This window comes from Pseudoalteromonas sp. 2CM39R (genome assembly GCF_023161845.1).
Genome location: NZ_JALNTM010000009.1, coordinates 61118 through 80850 on the forward strand (window position 1 = coordinate 61118; position 19733 = coordinate 80850).

A 19733-nucleotide genomic window follows, 5' to 3' on the forward strand; every position below is an offset into this window, starting at 1 on the left:
GGGCCTCCTAATGGATCAATTTGTTATTCAAGGTGGCACCTCGCTGGCAGGTGAAGTCACTATTTCTGGCGCTAAAAATGCCGCTCTTCCAATTCTTTTTGCTGCGCTTTTAGGGCAGGGCAAAAGTACCTTTAGTAATGTTCCTCGTTTACGCGATATCGGCACCACAGAGGCCTTATTAAAAACATTGGGTGCAAATGTCGAGTGGCAGCAAGACAAACTAATCATTGATGGTGCGACGGTTGATAAAACGCTTGCACCGTACGAGCTGGTAAAGCAAATGCGTGCCTCAGTACTTGCATTAGGCCCTTTAGTTGCCCGTTTTGGTGAAGCGCAAGTATCACTGCCTGGTGGTTGTGCAATTGGTGCTCGCCCAGTTGATATCCATATTCAAGGTCTTGAGCGCATGGGCGCTATCATCAAGGTTGAAAATGGTTACATTAATGCCAAGGTTGATGGTCGCTTAAAAGGTGCTGAGATCTTTATGGAGATGGTCAGTGTTGGTGCAACAGAAAATCTATTGATGGCAGCAACGCTGGCTGACGGTAAAACAGTACTTGAAAATGCAGCTCGCGAACCTGAAATTACCGATCTTGCTAATTGCTTAATTGCGATGGGTGCGAAGATCAGTGGCGCAGGCACTAGCCGTATCGAAATTGAAGGGGTTGAGTCACTATCAGGTTGTGAGTACAGCATTCTTCCCGATCGCATTGAAACAGGCACTTTCTTGGTTGCGGCGGCAATGGCTGGCGGTGAAGTGCTTTGTAAAAATACAGACCACCATAGTCTTGATCCTGTGATTGAAAAGTTGCGTGCTACTAATGCCTTGGTTGAAGTCACTGATAACAGTATTTATCTTGATATGCGTGGCCGCGAACTAAAAGCGGTTAACATTAAGACCATGCCACACCCGGGTTTCCCTACCGATATGCAAGCGCAATTTACAGCTTTAAATGTGGTAGCGAAGGGCAGTGCAACCATCACAGAAACGATTTTCGAAAACCGTTTTATGCACGTGCCTGAGTTACAGCGTATGGGCGCAAACATTCGCTTAGAAGGTAATACGGCAATTTGTGGGGATACAGAAAGCTTATCGGGCGCACAGGTAATGGCAACTGATTTACGTGCCTCTGCAAGTCTAATTCTTACTGGCATCGTTGCTCAAGGTGAGACTATTGTTGATCGCATCTATCATGTAGATCGTGGTTATCAACGCATTGAAGATAAGTTGAGTGCGCTGGGTGCTAATATCAAGCGCCGTTCAAGCTAATCGCTAAGTACTTATAAAAAAGGCCTAACAAGTGTTAGGCCTTTTTTGTATCTGTGTTGTTTCAGTAACTACTGCTCGTCTTCGAGTTCAGCAACAGTCACCATCACTTTTAAGACCTTACCATCTCGGTAAATCTCAAATTCAAGTTCTTTACCTGGCTCTGTATTCGCCAGTTTCTCAAGCACTTGTTGTGGGTTGGCTACAGGAATACCGCCAATCTTGATCACAATGTCAGTTTCTCTGATGCCTGCTTTCCAAGCAGGGCCAAATGGATCAAGTTGAGAAATACGCATGCCTGCAATAGGTGTAAAGCTATCGCTTACATCTTTGCCAGTGCTATCAATACCTGTGCCACTGAAGCCTAAATAGCCACGTACGACACGACCATGTTTGATTAGCTTATCCATCACATCTTTGGCTATCGAGTAAGGTACCGCGAAGAAGATACCCTGAATATCGAGATTTTCATGAGTTTTAAATTGTGCCGAGGTAATACCGACTAAGTCACCTCGTGAATTGACTAACGCGCCACCTGAGTTACCCACGTTAATCGCTGCATCCATCTGTAACAGGCTGCTGTAAGGGCTATCGATTAAGTTTTGTTTACCTGTCGCACTGATAATACCTTGGGTAATGGTTTGCCCTAAGTTAAGCGGGTTACCAATCGCTAAAACAACATCACCAACACGTGGTTTAAATTTATCGTTCACTGGAATTTTAGGTAAATGCTCAGCGCTGATCTTTAATAGCGCTAAATCTGTTTGCGTATCAAAACCAATCACTTGTACATCATAAAAACGACGGCCATCAGCGAGTGTAACAATAATGAGATCGGCATTTTTGATTACGTGGTAGTTAGTCAGAATATAGCCGTCTTGGGTCATGATCACGCCAGAGCCAAGAGCTTGAACAGTGTTTTGGCGTTTATAGCGCGGTTGATTGGAAATGCTTTCTGAAAAAATAGTAACAACAGACGGCGCCGCTTTTTGAACTGCATCAGCAAAGCTCATGTGCTCAGAGGATATCGCTGCAGGTAAACTCATATCTGGTAACAGTGTGCTACGAAGGCTTGGGCTAAATAACACCACTAAAAAGGCAATGCCTAAACCGGTGAAAAGCGGAGGAAGGATAAATTTAAAAAGTTTTAGCACAGTATTCTTATTATCAGTGAGCAATCCCTTAATGATGGCACAAAAAAAATAACAGCGGCAAGCACCGCTGTTATTTTTTCATGATTTATCAACTAGGTTTACTGGATCAGTACGAAAATAAGCTCTCTACCTCGTTTAACACCTAGTACGATGTTACCTTTGGTATTTTCGATGATCTTATTCATGTCGCGAATTGTTTCAACGCGTTGACGATTGACTTGCATGATCACGTCACCTTCTTCAAGGCCAACGCGAGCAGCAGGAGAACGTGCTTGCACGCCGGTTACTTCAACACCTTTACCATCACTCTTCTGAGTGTTTTCTAATGTTGCACCTTGGAAAGCTGGGTGTGTCTCTTCGCCTGCGGCAGTTGTGGCTGATGCACCATCGAGCGTGACATTAACAGTTTTAACTTTGCCATCTCGGTAAATGCCCAGTTTTACTTTTTTGCCTTCACCAAGTGTGGCAATTTTACTGCGTAGTTCATGGAAGCCACTAATTTCAGTGCCATCAACGCTAATAATTACATCACCGGCTTTGATGCCCGCTTTACTTGCTGCGGTATCATCCATTACTTGCATAACGTAAGCGCCTTGCTTCACGTCGAGTTGTTGTGCTTTAGCAAGGCCTGCATCAAGTGGGCGACCGGAAATACCTAATGAGCCACGGCGCACTTCACCGTGTTCGATAATTTGGTCAACAAGGTTTTTCATCATGGTAGATGGAATTGCAAAGCCAATGCCCACGTTACCGCCAGATGCGCCTAAGATAGCGGTGTTGATACCAATCAGTTCACCGTTAAGGTTAACTAACGCACCGCCTGAGTTACCTTGGTTGATAGCTGCATCGGTTTGAATAAAGTCTTCATAGCCTTCTATATTTAAACCGCTACGGCCAAGGGCACTGACGATACCTGATGTTACTGTGTGACTTAAACCAAATGGATTACCAATGGCAACTGCAAAATCACCTACACGTAGCTGATCCGAATCGGCAATTTTAAGCGCGGTTAAGTCCTCTGCATCAATTTGCAATAAGGCAATATCTGATTCTTTGTCGCTACCGATTTTAGTTGCTTCATATTCGCGACCATCTTCTAAGGTTACCACCATTTTTTCGGCGTCTTCGATAACATGGTTATTGGTTACCACGTAACCTTCGTCTGCATCAATGATCACACCTGAGCCTAGGCCACTAAATTCACGCTTTTGACTGCCACCACGAGGAACACCAAAAAAGTCATCAAAAGGAGTCGCACGGCGGCGAACTTCTTTAGAGCCTGAGACTTGAATACTCACCACACCCGGTGTGATCTGTTCAAGCATAGGTGCTAGGGTTGGCAATTGTTGACCATTTACAGCAACAGGAAGTTTTGCCATTGAAATTGCAGGACTTAATAATAAGCTAGAAGATAAAATAGCAGCACTGATAACAGATAATTTCATTTTCATAGTCTGGGTTTACTCCACTTCAGAGATAAAGCAAAAACTAAAAAGGGCTGCATAAGCAGCCCTTTTCTTGGTTTAGATATAAAGCTGTTATATCTAAAGACTATGGGGTCAAAAAAAAGTTCATCAAGAGGCTTTAGAATGTTCTGAAACTTTCTCTGAGCCAGTGAACAAGCCCGTTTCACCTACAACATAGTCAGCAGGTTGTGCTTCGGCACTTGAACGATCGCCTCTGCGGTCTTGTAATGAGTTTTGTAATTGCTCAGTCGTTTCTTTAGAAAAGAACGGCTCATTTGGATGTTGTTTTTTATCAGCAAGTAGTAGTTTATTTGTTTCTTCTACATGGTTCAGTAGCTGATCGTAGTTATCTTTCATTTTAGATACTAGCTTACCTGTGCTCGCTAGATGATCAGCCACATCTTGACGATATTGTTCAAGCGCATTGTTAGCTTGCTCAACTTGCTGTTCTAGTTCGTCTTGCTTGAATTGTTTTTTGGTTGCAAAAGCACCAATGAAGAATGCTGAAATTGCAACGATGATTAGAATACCTATCCAGGTAATTGTACCCATAAATCTACCCCTTTGGGAAAAAATAACAAAAACAAATGCTTTAAAAGCATTTATAGTCCAATCATTATTAAAATATGCTTAATTTGATTGTGAAATCATACTGCGGGCTAATATACCCTGAGATACGATGCGTGTTAATATACTGTGCAAATTTAACTGTGTTTTATTGTAACGACCTATGACTCCTTGGCAGAAATACCAACAAGATTTACAACGTGAAGACTTTGTACATGATGCAGCGCAAGAAAATGCAGTGCGCCATTTGCAAAGACTCTATGATGACCTAACGGCAGACAAACCGGCCGCGAAGGGGTGGTTTGCCAAACTATTCTCTAAAGATAGCACGCCGAGTATAAAAGGGCTGTATTTTTGGGGCGGAGTAGGTAGAGGTAAGACCTATTTAGTTGATACTTTCTACGAAGCTTTACCTACTGATCGTAAGATGCGTGTGCACTTTCACCGTTTTATGCATCGCGTGCATGATGAGTTGAAAAAGTTAAAAAATACCAGTAATCCATTAAATGTGGTTGCAGATATCTTTAAATCAGAAACAGACATTATCTGTTTTGATGAATTTTTTGTGCAAGATATCACTGATGCAATGCTACTAGGTGGTTTGATGGAAGCATTATTTGAACGCGGTATTGTGCTGGTTGCTACGTCAAATATCGTGCCTGATGAGCTGTATCGAAATGGTTTACAACGTGCACGTTTCTTACCAGCAATTGAGCTGGTAAAAGCCAACACCGAAATCGTAAATGTAGACTCGGGGGTTGATTATCGTTTACGTACCCTTGAGCAAGCCGAAATTTTCCATAGTCCGCTTGATAAGCAAGCTGATGATAATTTATTTGAATACTTCGATAAGTTGTCACCTGAGCCGGGTGTGCTCGATAAAGAAATTGAAATTGAAGGACGGATGATCAAAACCCGTAAAGTTTCTGACTGTATTGCTATGTTTGAGTTTAGTGAACTATGCGAAACAGCCCGCAGCCAAGTTGATTACATGGAAATAAGCCGACTTTATAACACGGTGATTTTGTCTAACGTAAAATCATTAGGCCAAGCCAATGATGATGCCGCACGTCGTTTTATCGCGTTAGTGGATGAATTCTATGAGCGTCATGTAACACTGATTATCTCTGCTGAAAAGCCAATAACCGAGCTATATAGCGAAGGTAACTTAAATTTTGAATTTAAGCGTTGTATTAGCCGACTACAAGAAATGCAATCGCTAGAGTATTTAGCAAAAGAACATCTAGCTTAGTCAAGTTGTCAGATTTTAGTCGTTAGTTTTTAGCTGACCGAGAAGATGGCTTAATTATTTGTGTTTTGAACAATAATAGCTTTGCATCCATTTCCTAATGGTTTTTATTTAGTCTGACTTCTGACTTCTGACTTCTGACTTCTGACTTCTGACTTCTGTTTTTTTAGAATAAAAAACAACCATCATATAGCAATGTGGTTCAAGTGCTGGTATACTCCCGCGTCTGCCACGTTGCGTTCTATTGCCAGATATTAGTTTAGCCTCTAATTGATGGCTCAAAGTCTTAAACTCGAAGGGGTTAAAGCATTCAACTTAGAGCGGTAATTAATAATAATTACCTGTGGTTTTAATTAAAAAACATTGGATTTTAATAAATGAAAACGTTTGTTGCTAAGCCAGAAACAGTAAAACGTGACTGGTACGTAGTTGACGCTGAAGGTAAAACTTTAGGTCGCATCGCTACTGAAATCGCTCGTCGCCTACGCGGTAAGCATAAAGCTGAATACACTCCTCACGTAGATACTGGTGATTACATCATCGTTATCAACGCTGAGAAAGTTACTGTTACTGGTAATAAAGCAAAAGACAAAATGTACTACGCTCATACTGGTTTCCCAGGTGGTCTTAAGTCTACTACTTTCGACAAGCTTCAAGCTGCAAAGCCTGAAATGATCATCGAAAAAGCTGTTAAAGGCATGTTGCCACGTGGTCCTTTAGGCCGCGCAATGTACCGTAAACTTAAAGTTTACTCAGGTACTGAGCACAACCATGCTGCACAACAGCCTCAGGTTCTAGACATTTAAGGAGCACTATCATGGCAAATCAATACTACGGTACAGGTCGTCGTAAAAGTTCAAGTGCTCGCGTATTCTTACGCCCAGGCACTGGTAACATCGTAATCAACAAGCGCTCTCTAGAAGAGTACTTCGGTCGTGAGACTGCTCGCATGGTTGTTCGTCAAGCATTAGAGCACGTAGAAATGACTGAAAAGTTTGACCTACACATCACTGTTTCAGGTGGTGGTACTACTGGTCAAGCTGGTGCTATCCGTCACGGTATCACTCGTGCACTTATGGAGTTTGACGAGTCTCTACGTCCTACACTTCGTAAAGCAGGTTTCGTTACACGTGATGCACGTAAAGTTGAGCGTAAGAAAGTGGGTCTTAAGAAAGCACGTAAGCGTCCACAATTCTCAAAACGTTAATATTTACGTTTATCAGAATACCAAAAACCCAGCTTCGGCTGGGTTTTTTGTTTCTTGGAGCTGTCAGCTTTCAGACGTCGGTTTTTAGCAGAACGAGAGGCGAGCTCACTGCTTGAATGAACAAGTTCTTGCCAAGGCTTAATATTCCCATATACTTCTCGCATCTCGCATCTCGCATCTCGCATCTCGCATCTCGCATCTCGCTGAAGCGCAAAACCCTACCTTTTTTCGTTCGATATTTGACCACTGATAATAATTAGTACGTATTACAGTAAAAAAACTTCAAGATTTAGCAAAATTAGCTTAAATCCATCAGTTAATTGATGAAATTTTTTGCTACAATTGGGGGGCAAGTAATGTGAGTGAGTTCAACAACAGCTAATGCAGAATTCTGTTTCCTCTTAGTGAGGTTGATCTTGGTCAGTATATTGTTTTTTTATATGCGTTATCATAACCAGCGGCTTCATACTCGAGCTAACCTAAATTAATAATTCATTAAATAGGGTTTATTCGAGCATGAGACTGTGAATAACCTTGTTTTAATCAAGGGTTTTAATTATGATCGCGTCTATTTTGAAATTTCTAAAAATTAACCTGCTGTAACTGATGTTCTCAATATGGCAAGTGTTGGGAATCATAGTGGAGATAAGTGGATGAGCAATGCGCCTGTAGACAATGGCCGACGTCGCTTTTTAACCATAGCTACCTCTGTTGTTGGTGGTGTTGGTGCGGCTGGGGCTGCTGTTCCTTTTATTGCGTCTTGGAATCCAAGTGAGCGAGCTAAATCTGCGGGTGCGCCTGTAGAAGTAGATATCAGCAAGCTTGAGCCAGGACAATTAATACGTGTTGAGTGGCGAGGAAAACCTGTTTGGGTTATTAATCGTACACCAAGAATGCTTGAACAGATGAAAGAACATGAAGGTCAACTTCGTGATCCTGCGTCTGAAGAGCCTCAACAACCTGAATCATCAACCAATGAATATCGTTCGCAACGTCCTGAAATTTTCGTTGCTGTTGGTATTTGTACGCACTTAGGTTGTTCTCCTAGCTTCCTACAAGGTGGCTTTGGTGAGAAAGTAGAGGGCACAGACGACGGTTTCTTCTGTCCGTGTCACGGTTCTAAATTTGATATGGCTGGTCGTGTATTCCAATCTGTACCTGCACCATTAAATCTAGAAATTCCTCCGTATACCTTCCTTGATGACACGACTATTCTAGTCGGTGAAGAAAAAGGAGTGGCGTAATGTTTGGTAAAATTATTGGTTGGATCGACGATCGTATTCCAATGACACGTGTTTGGAACATGCATATTGCACAGTATCCAGCACCAAAAAACTTTAACTTCTGGTACTTCTTTGGCTCTTTAGCCATGTTAGTACTTGTTAACCAAATCGTAACTGGTATTTGGTTAACAATGAACTTCGTACCATCTGCTGAAGGTGCTTTCGCATCGGTAGAATACATCATGCGTGATGTTGAATACGGTTGGTTACTTCGTTACCTTCACTCAACAGGTGCATCAGCGTTCTTTATCGTTGTATACCTGCACATGTTCCGTGGCATGATCTACGGTTCTTACCAAAAACCACGTGAATTACTGTGGTTATTCGGTATGTTCATCTTCTTAGCACTTATGGCTGAAGCTTTCATGGGTTACTTACTACCTTGGGGACAAATGTCTTTCTGGGGTGCACAGGTAATCATTTCACTATTCGGTGCGATTCCGGTTATTGGTGATGATTTAACGCTTTGGATCCGTGGTGACTACGTAATTTCTGGTGCTACGCTTAACCGCTTCTTTGCACTACACGTAATTGCATTACCTTTAGTAATCGTTATCTTAGTATTCTTACACATTGTTGCACTACACGAAGTGGGTTCAAACAACCCAGATGGTGTTGAAATCAAGCGTAAGAAAGGCTCAGTAGCTGAAGAAGATAAGCCTAAATTCAAATTCCACGAGTATTACACCAACAAGAAAGACATTGTTGATGCAATCCCGTTCCACCCTTACTACACAGTAAAAGATATTGTGGGTGTGGTTGGTTTCTTAATCTTATTCTGTTGGGTTGTATTCTTTATGCCTGCGATGAATGGTTTCTTCCTAGAAGCGCCAAACTTCGAAGCAGCTAACCCGCTGAAAACACCAGAGCATATTTTCCCAGTTTGGTACTTTACGCCATTCTACGCAATCCTACGTGCAATCCCTAACAAGTTAATGGGTGTTGTGGCGATGGGTGCATCTATCGTAGTGCTTGCGTTACTACCTTGGATTGACCGTGGTTCGGTTCGCTCTATTCGTTATCGTTGTGGTCTACACAAGTTAAACATCGCACAATTCGTGGTAACTTTCATTATCTTGGGTTGGGTTGGTGCTACACCACAAACTGATTTCAAAACGCTGTTATCACAAATCACGACTGTGACATACTTCATGTTCTTCGTATTGTTATTTGTTTACAGCAAGAATGAGAAAACTAAGCCATTACCAACGAGGTTGACGAAATGATGAAAAAGCTAATTATCGGTTTATTCGCATTGTTGCCATCGTTGACAATGGCAGCAGGTCCTTCGGTTCCTTTAATGGATGCGAACATTGACCTTAAAGATAACGCATCTTTACAGCGCGGTGCTAAATTGTTCATGAACTACTGTCTTGGTTGTCACCAAATGCAGTATCAACGTTATGAGCGTACGTTCCGCGATATCGGTATTCCTACTGAGATTGGTCAAGAGCAATTAATTTTTGATGGCTCAAAAGTAGGTAGCCACATCAAAAATGCGATTGATAAAGATGACGCAGCTAAATGGTTTGGCGCAGCGCCACCGGATCTTACGCTTGTTGCGCGAGTTCGTGGTACTGACTGGATCTACACTTATCTGAAGTCATTCTATAAAGACGAGTCTCGTCCGTTTGGCGTAAACAACGTTGTTTTCCCATCGGTAGGTATGCCACACGTTCTTCAAGAACTACAAGGTTTACCAACACCAATCACTGAAGAAGTGGAAGAACATGGTCACACTGTGACTAAAGTTGTTGGCGTTGAAACAGATGGTTCTGGTGAAATGAGTGTTGACGAGTACGATCGTGCTGCTCGTGACTTAACTAACTTCTTAGCTTACGTTGGCGAGCCGTCACGTTTAGAGTCAGAAGCGTTAGGTCTGAAGGTAATTGGTTTCCTAGTGATTCTATTTATCTTGGCATTCATGCTGAAGAAAGAATACTGGAGAGATGTTCACTAATCCTGGGCATTTTGAAAGGTAGTTTTGTGATAGGGGCTTAAGCCCCTATTGCTGTTTTTGTAATATAATGGAGGTAGGCATGGCCGTAGCTGCCAATAAGCGCCCTGTAATGACCCTGTTTTCTGGTGCTAACTGTATGTATAGCCATCAAGTACGTATCGTACTTGCTGAAAAAGGTGTAAGTGTTGACATTCACCTGGCTGAAAAGGATAACCTGCCAGAAGCACTTCATGAGATTAACCCTTACGGTACAGTACCAACACTGATCGATCGTGAGCTTGGTTTATATCAGGCAAACATCATCATGGAATACCTTGATGAACGTTTCCCTCATCCTCCACTAATGCCAGTTTATCCGGTTATGCGTGGCCGTAGTCGTCTGATGATGCATCGTATCGACACGGATTGGTATAGCCTAGCTAACAAAATCACTAGCGGTAGCAGCGAAGCTGCGCAAGCACGTAAAGAGCTTACAGAAGCGTTACTTGCAATTGCACCAATCTTCTCTGAAGCACCTTACTTCATGAGTGAAGAGTTCAGCTTAGTTGATTGTTACTTAGCACCACTACTTTGGCGTTTACCTGAGCTTGGCATTGAGCTTAATGGTGCAGGCGCGAAAGAGCTTAAAGAATACATGTTGCGTTTATTTGAGCGTGAATCATTCCAAGCTTCATTAACTGAAGCAGAGCGTGAGATCCGTTTATAATGACGCCTAATCGTCCTTATTTACTACGCGCTTTCTTTGATTGGATTGTTGATAATCAGTGCACACCACACTTAGTGGTTAACGCTGATTTTCCTGCTGTACAAGTACCAACACAGTTTGTGCAAGACGGTCAGATCGTTTTGAACATTAGCCCATCAGCGGTAACGCAATTTGCAATGGACAACCAACAGCTGAGCTTCAATGCGCGCTTTGGTGGTCAACCAATGCAAGTGTACGTACCTATGGGTGCTGTGCTCGCAATTTATGCACGTGAGAATGGTGAAGGGACTGTATTTACTGCAGAAGAATTCATCGAGGACGAAGACGATTTTGCTCCGGTATTAGAAAGTGTTGAAACACCTGACGATATTACGCCAGATGATGAACCACCTGCTAAACCAGAGAAGAAAAAAGGTGCTCACTTACGAGTGATTAAGTAACTTTAGTCAGACAAAAGAAAACCCGCTATTTAGCGGGTTTTTTATTATCAATTTACGGTTGGATATTATAAATATTCAAACACTTTAATAACACGTTCAACGCCTGATACGTTACGTGCTACATCAACCGCTAAATTCGCTTCAGAATCGCTCACTAAGCCCATTAAAAAGACTTCGCCATTCTCTGTTACTACTTTGATGTTATTGCTGCTGATGCTTTCTGTGGTGAGCAATTGCGTTTTCACTTTAGAAGTTAACCAAGAGTCGTGCGTTTGCGTACTCATGCCAATATTTGAACCAATGCGAATTTGGTTGTGGATTTTACGAATACCATCAACGCCCTCAATAGCGCGTTGTGCTTCGTCTTTCATTTCTGCGTTAGCAACTTGACCAATCATAAGCACAATACCATTAACGCTAATGACGTTAACGTTAGCATATTTGTGAAGACGCTCATTTTCGCTGATAGCAATAGAACTTTTAATTTCGATGTTGTTATCGTCGATTTGTGAACCAATCGTGCGGCGATCATTCGCAGCAGTTACAGCGCCTGCAGTACCGGCGACAACGGCAGCTGCACAGCCTTGCAGCAATAAAACGGTACCAAATACTAGTAAAGACTGTTTAAACATTAATTTTCTTCCTGTGGGAATAAGGTTAAATCGATAAGCTCACTGAGGCAGTGTAAATTCACTAAGTGTGACTCAACAATACGGCTTGGGCGTTTGGATGGCACGCGAATTTCAACATCATTTGGACCAAGTAAGCCAACTAATTCACCGCCGTCATCACCAACAAGCACAATAACTTTCATATCACGGGTCAGTGCCGCTTCAACGGCTGAGATAATCTGCTTTTCATTACCATTAACAGCAATTGCCAGTAAAAGGTCGCCTTGCTGTGCAAATGCACGAATTTGTCGTGCAAAGGTTTCGTGCTCATCATTATTTGCGGCTGAGCCTAAGTTAACTTGATCTTGTGCAAGCGCAACTGCGGGTAGGCATGGGCGCTCGGTTTCATAAAAGTTAATTAACAGCCCTGCCATATGCTGTGCCAACATGTGGCAGCTAGGAGTGCCACAACACAGCAATTTATTGCCGTTAATAAGACTTTGTGCAATGGTGAACGCTGCCGATTCAAGTGCGCTTGGCAGTACTTCACCTGCCGCTATTTGAACTTGAATATTTTCGGTAAAGATTTTTTTTATCGTTTCTTGCATAACCTACCAAATTAAGCCGACGCCAAACGGCGTTAGTAAACATTTTTAAACCAGTTTAGGGTGCTGTTAAGCTCTCCTGTTATAGCGACATAGTCTATTCGCATTGCCTGGTTTGAGATCTTTTTCTCGGCAAGATAATGGCTAATCGTGCGCCTTAATCGTTGCTGCTTTTGTTTGCTGAGCGCATAGTTTGCACCACCACGCAGGGTGTTTTTTCTAAATTTTACTTCTACAAATACCAGTGTTTGCCCGTCACGCATTATTAAATCGAGCTCGCCGTACTTGCATAAGTAATTGCGCTCAATGGCTTTTAAGCCATGTTGTATTAAATACTGTTCTGCCTGATGTTCGTAATACAGGCCTTTCTCGCGGCTATTTTGCCACAATTGCTTAAACCACGACATAGCTTCATCCTTGAGCTAATAATACGTTTTAAAAAGGGTTATTCAGCGGCATTGATCCCAATAGCAGATTGCATAAATAGCGGGATTGGTTGCTCAGTCGCTAAATCAACCGCAATGATTTTCTTATTCTTGTACTGTGCCCAATCTAGGGTGCGTGTAACATAGCCATTACTAGCAATGCTTAATTGACCACTGATACCACTAAAGCGTTTGCCTTGTACCATACTCAGTTGTTTTACATCACCGAGCATACTGGCTGCATCGAACGCCATGGCAAATAAGCGCTGGCTTATATCTGCGTTTTCAGGCCATAAGCTTTCGTACTGCTGGCGTAAATTGTGTTGCTGAATTTGACCGTCAAGCATCCAAGGTAGTTCCGTAAAATAAAGGCCATCTAAGTCGCCTTTATCGGTTCTATCAATTTGTTTACTGTGGCTTTTTGAGCTGGCATAAAGCGGGATTCGATCTGCAAAGGTACTCACATTAACGTCTAAATAAGGCTTGATTAAGCGTGTTTCGGTGGCATCACCTAAAATATAAATCACGTCAATGTCGCTGCGTGAGCGGGTTTCACTTTCTACTTCTTGCTTGAATAATGATTTGACGACTTTAATACGCTCTTTACTTTGGTCTACTTCAAGTAAGCCAGTGATCGTTTTCGGCATATCATCTTTACCTGAGTAAAACCCTATTTGTGGTTTAACTTCGCTGTATCGTTGCCACTGCGTATTAAAGTGCTCAACTAAACGCTGACCGTTACTATTATTAGGGGCTAGCAACATCGGCTTTTGATAGCCTGCTGTTAAAAATCGCTCTAAGGCTTGCTGAACTTCATGCTCAGGGCTCAGTGCAAAGAAAAAGTGCTGCTGTGAAATGCGCTCACCATCAAAGGTGTTTAAATGCATTACCGGGTAATCAACCAGCGTTTGTGCGCTAGTAAGCTTTTCGATATTGCTTTTTAGTAGTGGGCCAATAACAAAATCAGCATTAAATTCGCTTAGCTTGAGTGAGATCTCTGCAGCTGATAGTGATTCATCAATAAATAGGGTTTGCTCTAATGACTGTCCATCTAGGGCCGCAAGCACACCGGCTTTTAAGGCATCACCTAATCGCTCATTAGCACCTGATTGTGGAATAAGTACAGCTAAACGGTTCACATTTAGAGGTTCAATTTGTACTAGCTCAGTCACTTTTTTTGGTAGTACCTCAGCAGCTGGGTGACCCGGGTAGCGACGCAGCCAGTTATTCATTGCTTGGTGAAGTTCTACAGGCGCACCTAAATACACTTGATGATAAAGAGCTAAATTAACCCAGCCTTGTTGCACCACAGAGCCTCGGTTAAAGCGCTCAAGTGCGTACGATGAAAGCTGGGTTAGGCTTTGCCATAAATCTTTGTTTAAATTGGCAACGGTAAAGTTATTTTCACTGCTAAGTGTTGATGCCTTAAAAAAGAAAGGCATTGCTTGTTTTGGCATACCTTGCGAAGCGTAAACGCGCGCAGTCAGGTATTGATGCCATGCTTGATGCTCTGGCTGGCTTAACTGAGGCTCAAGTTGTTGTAACTGAGCTAAAGCTAAGTCGCTTTTGCCTTGATGTTCTTGCGCAAGGGCAATGTAAAGTTTGTTTTGAATTTGGTCGACACTTGGGGTTGCTTCTAGTTCGAGGCAGATTTTTTCTAGCAGTGCCCAGCGCTCTTCGCTGATAGCCGCATCACGTGCAGTATATAAAAGCTGGATTTTATCGGCACCTTGACGGTTTAGCGCCGCTTGGTACATAGATTGTGCGTCGGTTAGCTGTGATAGCGCAATACTCGATTGGCTCGATTGATTTTCTGCACTATTTCGAGGTTTTTCGGTTGTGCTACAAGCCGATAACCCTGACAATACAATTAATAGACTAACAAGTTTAAGTCGCACAATGATTTCCCGATACGTTAACGCGATTTGCTTATATTACTGACTGACGCAGGAGACCTCAATGTTAAATGAGGACAATTCAGATAAAATCGGCACTCTTTACATTGTTGCCACGCCTATTGGTAACTTTGATGACATCAGCCAGCGTGCCATCCAAACCCTATCTGAGGTTGACTTAATAGCCGCTGAAGATACTCGTCACACAGGAAAGTTGTTAAGCCATTTTAATATCAAAGCAAAAACCTTTGCTTTACATGACCACAACGAGAAACAAAAAGCGCAACAAATTGTAGATTGGTTAGAGCAAGGAATGAACATTGCGTTGGTATCTGACGCCGGCACGCCACTTATTAGCGACCCAGGTTATGCGGTGGTCAATTTATGCCGTGAACAAGGCGCGCATGTTACGCCAGTGCCGGGAGCATGTGCTGCAATTACCGCTGTATGTTGTTCTGGTTTACCAACAGATCGTTTTCAGTTTATTGGTTTTACACCAGCAAAGAGTAAAGCAAGGCAGACCTTTTTCATTGAAGCGGTAAACTCAGGTATTACTAGCATCATGTATGAAAGTACCCACCGTATTATGGCGAGCCTTGATGATTTAGAAGCAGCACTCGGTGCAGAGCAGCCAGTAGTGTTTGCCAAAGAACTTACCAAAACTTTCGAAACCTTTTTCAATGGCACGGTTGCCGAATTAAAACAGTTCTTAACGGATGACCCAACTAAGCAACGTGGTGAAATCGTATTGATGCTACCGGGTAAAGCAAAGCAAAGTGACGATATTCCAGAAGATGCGCGACGCATGCTCGGTTTACTCGAAGCCGAAATGCCACTGAAAAAAGCCTGTGGTGTTGTGGCTGAGTATTTTGGTTTGAAGAAAAACGCACTTTATAAAGCAATTATTGACGAAAAAGACTAATTCTTTACTGCATAGACGAGCGCGCTCAGGTATACTGCGCGCCGAGTCAGCCGAGATAATCGCTGCCTGCAACGAAAATGCGCAGGGGGAGGAAAGTCCGGGCTCCACAGGGCAGGGTGCCAGCTAACGGCTGGGGGGCGCGAGCCTACGACAAGTGCAGCAGAGAGGAGACCGCCAACTTCGGTTGGTAAGGGTGAAAGGGTGCGGTAAGAGCGCACCGGGCCACTGGTAACAGTTGGTTGCAAGGTAAACTCCACCCGGAGCAAGACCAAATAGGGTTCCTTATGGCGTGGCCCACGTTGGAACCGGGTAGGTTGCTTGAGCCATAGAGCAATTTATGGCCTAGACGAATGATTATCCACGACAGAACCCGGCTTACTGGCTGACTCACCAAATTAAAGAAAGCCCACAGTGAAAACTGTGGGCTTTTTGTTTATTGCATGGACATAAAATTAAGAAAAACCACTCCGCGCATACAAAACAGCGGCTTATTGGCTGACTCACCAAATCATATAAAAAGCCTCGCAGCAATGCGGGGCTTTTTTGTTTTCTAAAAAAGCCATGTTTTCGAAACCCTCAAACCAAATCGAAATTGTTTGCTTTTTATTATCAAGAGGGCACTCTTCAGTTGTTTAACCATTCTCTGCAAACTAGGAATTTTTCTTAGGCTCACTAAGAAAGTCACTCATTATCATAACGGCTTGTTCTTTATATCCTTTAAATCTAATTTACTTATGCTTAATGGATTGAAAATGAGTGTTATTGAGGGAAGTACTAAGGAGTTTGGCAATACGACTATTCTTCTTCACAGCTTAGGCTCTTCTTGTTACAGAATTGAATGGTATAGCAGGATGACGGGGGCGTCGACGAGTTTAGCTAGGCTCAAGCAAGGCAAGTACGTTGTTATTCGTAAGTGGGCACAAGTGAAAAATATGTCTGATGTTTCGAGCGAATTTAGTAGTCGAAATAGCGCTTTGATACACTTTCTAAATAACGTTGATATTGTTAAATCCCATGATGACTGGATCAGTGCCGCTAAGCAGCATTGTCTAAATTTGTTTGTTGAAAACGAGGGGCTTAAACCTGTTACTAAAGCGAGTTTTCCTAAACCGAGGTTGCAAGGTGCAATTGGTAAAGAAGTTGTTGTTAAATCGAAGTTGGGCGAAAGGGAAATAGCGCATGGCTTGTTGTTACAGCTTATAGGCAATCAAGCAGAAATACAGCTTGCGAATATTAAGAAAAAATATCTTACCAAGCAGGTTTATTTAAGGTAACTAGTTGTATTTAAATATCAAAGTATACTTCAATTTTAAATCCATCTATTTCAGTAACCGTACATGTACCGCCAAGAGCAATAACCCGCTCTTCAATAAATGATAACCCGTAGCCACCAGACTCTTGCAGTGTGGTCTTGGTTTTTCCATTATCCATAATAGTAAGGCGTATATACTGTTCGTGAGCCAACAACCTGAGCCTTAGCTCTGTGGCTGTACTGTGCTTGATGCAGTTAGTGACTGCTTCTTGGCAAATTCTGTAAATAGCTGTTTGATGTTCATCTGATATTGCAGAACTTAAGTTTATTTCAGCTACGTATTTGATTGATGCTTTACTTAGCAGAGAGTTAAAGCGTCCTTCTTTAAGAGCTTGCTCTAGCCCAAGCTCATCAAGCTCTCTAGGTCTTAAGTGATGCATAATTTGATAAACAGAGTCATACATCGCCTTTGCATTTTCTTTTAGGCCTTCAACGAGGGTATTTTCATTATTTCGTTGCGCTATCGAAAGTACCGTCAGTTCAGTTTTAAGTGCTGTTAGATTTTGGCCTAATTCGTCATGGAGTTCTTGAGACAAGTACTTTCGCTCATTTTCTTGCACAGTTACCATGCGTTTAGCGAGCTGTTTATTTTTCTCAAGCAGCGCCGAGAGTTTTTCGTTACTGGCTTGTAGTTGATTATTTTTGATCTTTAACTCGTTAGTGGCGGTCCCTACCAGTAACCCTGTTACTGAATTGGCTAGGATAAATAATTGGCTAATGTAAGTATTGGTCGCATCTTGGGTGAAGCCTGCTTGTGCAACGATCAGCGTATTACTTACCAAGGCGCTTGCTATTGCTCCTTTAATACCAAATTTATAAGAGAACCAAATTACCGGTAGAAGTGAGCAAAGGCGTAGCAAGGGATAAAGATCTGAGTGGCCTAGGTAACTAACAATGTAAATAGATGCCAGTGCTAATAAGCTTAGTAAAATAACAGCATGATGACGAGAGGGGACAAGGTTGTAGCTTTGGCTGATTAACAATAATGCTGGGGCCACTAATAATGTTCCCGTCAAGTCGCCTAATGTCATATTAAGTTGATATTGTAATACTTGCTTACCTTCTAACCAGGTTGTGAATTCAAAGGCGCTCGAAAACAAAAACCATTTAAAAGAAGCTGAAAAAACGGCAAGTAGAATTAACGACAAAGCCCCGGAATTAGAGGTGATTTTTGGTGGCCAGCGGCTTTTCTTAAAGCTGTAGACGATAGCCATATAGGTTAATTCTTGAAAGAAACCATGAAATAAATCAAAGCTCCATTCACCATTGTAATAGACACCTAAATACGACGCATAAAGTCGAGAGGCAATCCAAAGCATTGGCCAAAATCGCACTGGAAAAATAACAAAGAATGCAAGCTTCACTCCTGCTGGCAGGTAAATCGCACTACTTTGGGCAACGGTTTCTAAATGATTACTCACCCAAGAGGATAAATATAAGGCTAAAAAGTAAAGCGCAAACACTAATAACTGGTTAAATACTTCAGTTATAAAGCTGCGTGAAGAATACTTTGTTGAAATGAGCTTATGCCAGTTCATCAAGTGTGATCATCCCGGAATCTATAGCAATTTTTAATAATTCAAATGAATTAGTGACTTCAAGTTTGTTGTATATATTCGTTTTATGTACGTGGGCTGTTTTGGGCATCATATCGAGTTGTTGCGCAACTTGTTTAGCATTTAGCCCTTTGGCAAATAAGGGAAGTGCCTCTTTCTCTCTTGGTGTTAAAAAAGAAAGTTTGCTTACGGGGGAAGTAGTATTAAATTTCACATCTTCACTGATATAGCGCCCTCCTTTAATAACTGAATTGACTGCATCAATTAAAGCTTCTGATGCTGAGCGTTTAGAAACATAAGCTTGAGCACCGAGCTTTAAGGCGTTGCTAACGTAAGGCTCGTAGTCATACATAGAAGCAACAATGGTTTTTATGTCGGGAAAGTGAGTGTTTAGATAGGTAAGAAATGCGAGTCCGTTTTCACCGTCATGCATTGATATATCAACAATAAATACATTCGGTTGCTCTAAGTTAACAGCAAGTTTTGCCTCAGTGACTGAGCAGGCTTCTATGATAACTTGCCACCCGTTTTGTAGCTCTAATAATTTTTTAAAGCTATCTCTAACAAGTTGATGATCTTCAATGATTCCAATTCGCATAATCCCTCCATAGATTTTTATTATATCCCTAATTCAATAAGTTATGTCTAGGAATTATTCTTATATTAAATACACATTGATACGCAGTGATTTTAATGGGACTAAAGCTTAGGAACATTTCTAGTTTAAACGCTATATTTTCTGAATCGTTGTGATTATTGATCTCGGACAAGGTTACTGCGTTGACTCTGTATGTTGCAGTGGTACAGTGAAATTGAACTTAAATTCTAGCTAAAGGAGTTGCCCATGCTAGGCGAAAAACACTCGTTATTGAATGAATTCCCAGAGTTTAATGAATTAATCCATAGCCTCGCGAAACACGATGCTCACTTCAAGAAAACCATGCAACGTTACGATGATATGGATAAAGAAATTCGCTCTCTTGAGTTGCAAGACTCTCCAATAGAAGATGCGGACATGCATGAAAAGAAGCATCAACGCGCCGTGCTAAAAGATGAACTTTATGACTTTTTAAAAGCCAGTGCTTAATAAATGAATCGAATAATGCTC

Annotated in this window: 21 protein-coding genes and 1 other RNA gene; 13 read left to right on the plus strand and 9 right to left on the minus strand. The window is 42.0% G+C overall.

Annotation, left to right across the window (positions count from 1 at the left end):
• Positions 1–10: 10 nt before the first annotated feature.
• Positions 11–1270, plus strand: a complete 1260-nt coding sequence (murA, locus tag MTF66_RS19975; protein ID WP_055199193.1) for a UDP-N-acetylglucosamine 1-carboxyvinyltransferase — start codon at positions 11–13, stop codon at positions 1268–1270.
• Between the two features lie 68 nt (positions 1271–1338).
• Here the strand turns inward: murA and MTF66_RS19980 are convergent, their stop codons facing one another.
• The 3 genes from MTF66_RS19980 to MTF66_RS19990 form a co-directional block, all read right to left on the minus strand.
• A complete protein-coding gene (locus MTF66_RS19980) occupies positions 1339–2421 on the minus strand; it encodes a trypsin-like peptidase domain-containing protein (protein ID WP_248528206.1) in 1083 nt (360 codons plus the stop codon).
• A 98-nt stretch (positions 2422–2519) separates the two neighbouring features.
• A complete protein-coding gene (locus MTF66_RS19985; RefSeq protein WP_054561091.1) occupies positions 2520–3872 on the minus strand; it encodes a Do family serine endopeptidase in 1353 nt (450 codons plus the stop codon).
• 123 nt (positions 3873–3995) lie between these two features.
• The gene (locus MTF66_RS19990) at positions 3996–4439 is read right to left on the minus strand and encodes a YhcB family protein (RefSeq protein ID WP_054561090.1); all 444 of its coding nucleotides are present in this window, start codon (positions 4437–4439) and stop codon (positions 3996–3998) included.
• A gap of 178 nt (positions 4440–4617) precedes the next feature.
• Here MTF66_RS19990 and zapE point away from each other — a divergent pair, with 178 nt between their 5' ends.
• From zapE to MTF66_RS20030, 8 genes are all read left to right on the plus strand, one after another.
• Complete coding sequence (gene zapE / locus MTF66_RS19995) at positions 4618–5706, plus strand: cell division protein ZapE (protein WP_054561089.1); 1089 nt, start codon at positions 4618–4620, stop codon at positions 5704–5706.
• A gap of 374 nt (positions 5707–6080) precedes the next feature.
• Entirely contained in the window at positions 6081–6509 is a 429-nt protein-coding gene (gene rplM, locus MTF66_RS20000; RefSeq protein WP_054561088.1) for a 50S ribosomal protein L13, read from the plus strand.
• An 8-nt stretch (positions 6510–6517) separates the two neighbouring features.
• Positions 6518–6910, plus strand: coding sequence for a 30S ribosomal protein S9 (gene rpsI, locus MTF66_RS20005; protein WP_095209788.1), 393 nt, complete (start codon positions 6518–6520; stop codon positions 6908–6910).
• A gap of 653 nt (positions 6911–7563) precedes the next feature.
• On the plus strand, positions 7564–8154 hold the full coding sequence (gene petA / locus MTF66_RS20010) for a ubiquinol-cytochrome c reductase iron-sulfur subunit (protein ID WP_054554178.1): 591 nt from the start codon (positions 7564–7566) through the stop codon (positions 8152–8154).
• Positions 8154–9419 carry a cytochrome b N-terminal domain-containing protein gene (locus MTF66_RS20015; RefSeq protein WP_248528209.1) on the plus strand — a complete coding sequence of 422 codons (1266 nt, stop codon included), beginning with the start codon at positions 8154–8156 and terminating at the stop codon, positions 9417–9419. The genes petA and MTF66_RS20015 overlap by 1 nt, the downstream gene beginning before the upstream one ends.
• Positions 9416–10153, plus strand: a complete 738-nt coding sequence (locus tag MTF66_RS20020; RefSeq protein WP_054554180.1) for a cytochrome c1 — start codon at positions 9416–9418, stop codon at positions 10151–10153. The genes MTF66_RS20015 and MTF66_RS20020 overlap by 4 nt, the downstream gene beginning before the upstream one ends.
• A gap of 79 nt (positions 10154–10232) precedes the next feature.
• Positions 10233–10859 carry a stringent starvation protein SspA gene (gene sspA, locus MTF66_RS20025; protein WP_054554181.1) on the plus strand — a complete coding sequence of 209 codons (627 nt, stop codon included), beginning with the start codon at positions 10233–10235 and terminating at the stop codon, positions 10857–10859.
• Positions 10859–11299, plus strand: coding sequence for a ClpXP protease specificity-enhancing factor (locus tag MTF66_RS20030; protein WP_054554182.1), 441 nt, complete (start codon positions 10859–10861; stop codon positions 11297–11299). The genes sspA and MTF66_RS20030 overlap by 1 nt, the downstream gene beginning before the upstream one ends.
• 65 nt (positions 11300–11364) lie before the next feature.
• On the opposite strand, the gene dolP is transcribed toward MTF66_RS20030, so the two are convergent.
• From dolP to MTF66_RS20050, 4 genes are read right to left on the minus strand one after another with little or no spacing between them, the layout of a single operon-like run.
• Positions 11365–11931, minus strand: a complete 567-nt coding sequence (gene dolP / locus MTF66_RS20035) for a division/outer membrane stress-associated lipid-binding lipoprotein (protein ID WP_175078727.1) — start codon at positions 11929–11931, stop codon at positions 11365–11367.
• Positions 11931–12518: an SIS domain-containing protein gene (locus MTF66_RS20040; RefSeq protein ID WP_054561085.1), complete on the minus strand. Its 588-nt coding sequence runs from the start codon at positions 12516–12518 to the stop codon at positions 11931–11933. Before MTF66_RS20040 ends, dolP begins: the two co-directional genes overlap by 1 nt.
• Before the next feature lie 32 nt (positions 12519–12550).
• Positions 12551–12922: a YraN family protein gene (locus MTF66_RS20045; protein ID WP_063528301.1), complete on the minus strand. Its 372-nt coding sequence runs from the start codon at positions 12920–12922 to the stop codon at positions 12551–12553.
• Positions 12923–12960: 38 nt separating this feature from the next.
• Entirely contained in the window at positions 12961–14838 is a 1878-nt protein-coding gene (locus MTF66_RS20050) for a penicillin-binding protein activator (RefSeq protein WP_248528211.1), read from the minus strand.
• A gap of 61 nt (positions 14839–14899) precedes the next feature.
• Here MTF66_RS20050 and rsmI point away from each other — a divergent pair, with 61 nt between their 5' ends.
• From rsmI to MTF66_RS20065, 3 genes are all read left to right on the plus strand, one after another.
• Entirely contained in the window at positions 14900–15757 is an 858-nt protein-coding gene (rsmI, locus tag MTF66_RS20055) for a 16S rRNA (cytidine(1402)-2'-O)-methyltransferase (protein ID WP_135923454.1), read from the plus strand.
• 42 nt (positions 15758–15799) lie between these two features.
• Positions 15800–16151, plus strand: an RNA gene (rnpB, locus tag MTF66_RS20060) — RNase P RNA component class A.
• Positions 16152–16509: 358 nt separating this feature from the next.
• Positions 16510–17031 carry a hypothetical protein gene (locus MTF66_RS20065; RefSeq protein ID WP_054561081.1) on the plus strand — a complete coding sequence of 174 codons (522 nt, stop codon included), beginning with the start codon at positions 16510–16512 and terminating at the stop codon, positions 17029–17031.
• Between the two features lie 10 nt (positions 17032–17041).
• Here MTF66_RS20065 and MTF66_RS20070 read toward each other — a convergent pair whose 3' ends face one another.
• Both MTF66_RS20070 and MTF66_RS20075 read right to left on the minus strand, forming a co-directional pair.
• Complete coding sequence (locus MTF66_RS20070) at positions 17042–18607, minus strand: MASE1 domain-containing protein (RefSeq protein ID WP_248528499.1); 1566 nt, start codon at positions 18605–18607, stop codon at positions 17042–17044.
• Positions 18594–19223, minus strand: coding sequence for a response regulator transcription factor (locus MTF66_RS20075; protein WP_248528214.1), 630 nt, complete (start codon positions 19221–19223; stop codon positions 18594–18596). The genes MTF66_RS20070 and MTF66_RS20075 overlap by 14 nt, the downstream gene beginning before the upstream one ends.
• 246 nt (positions 19224–19469) lie before the next feature.
• Between MTF66_RS20075 and MTF66_RS20080 the strand changes: the two genes are divergently transcribed.
• Positions 19470–19712 carry a YdcH family protein gene (locus MTF66_RS20080; RefSeq protein ID WP_055020789.1) on the plus strand — a complete coding sequence of 81 codons (243 nt, stop codon included), beginning with the start codon at positions 19470–19472 and terminating at the stop codon, positions 19710–19712.
• Positions 19713–19733: the final 21 nt, after the last annotated feature.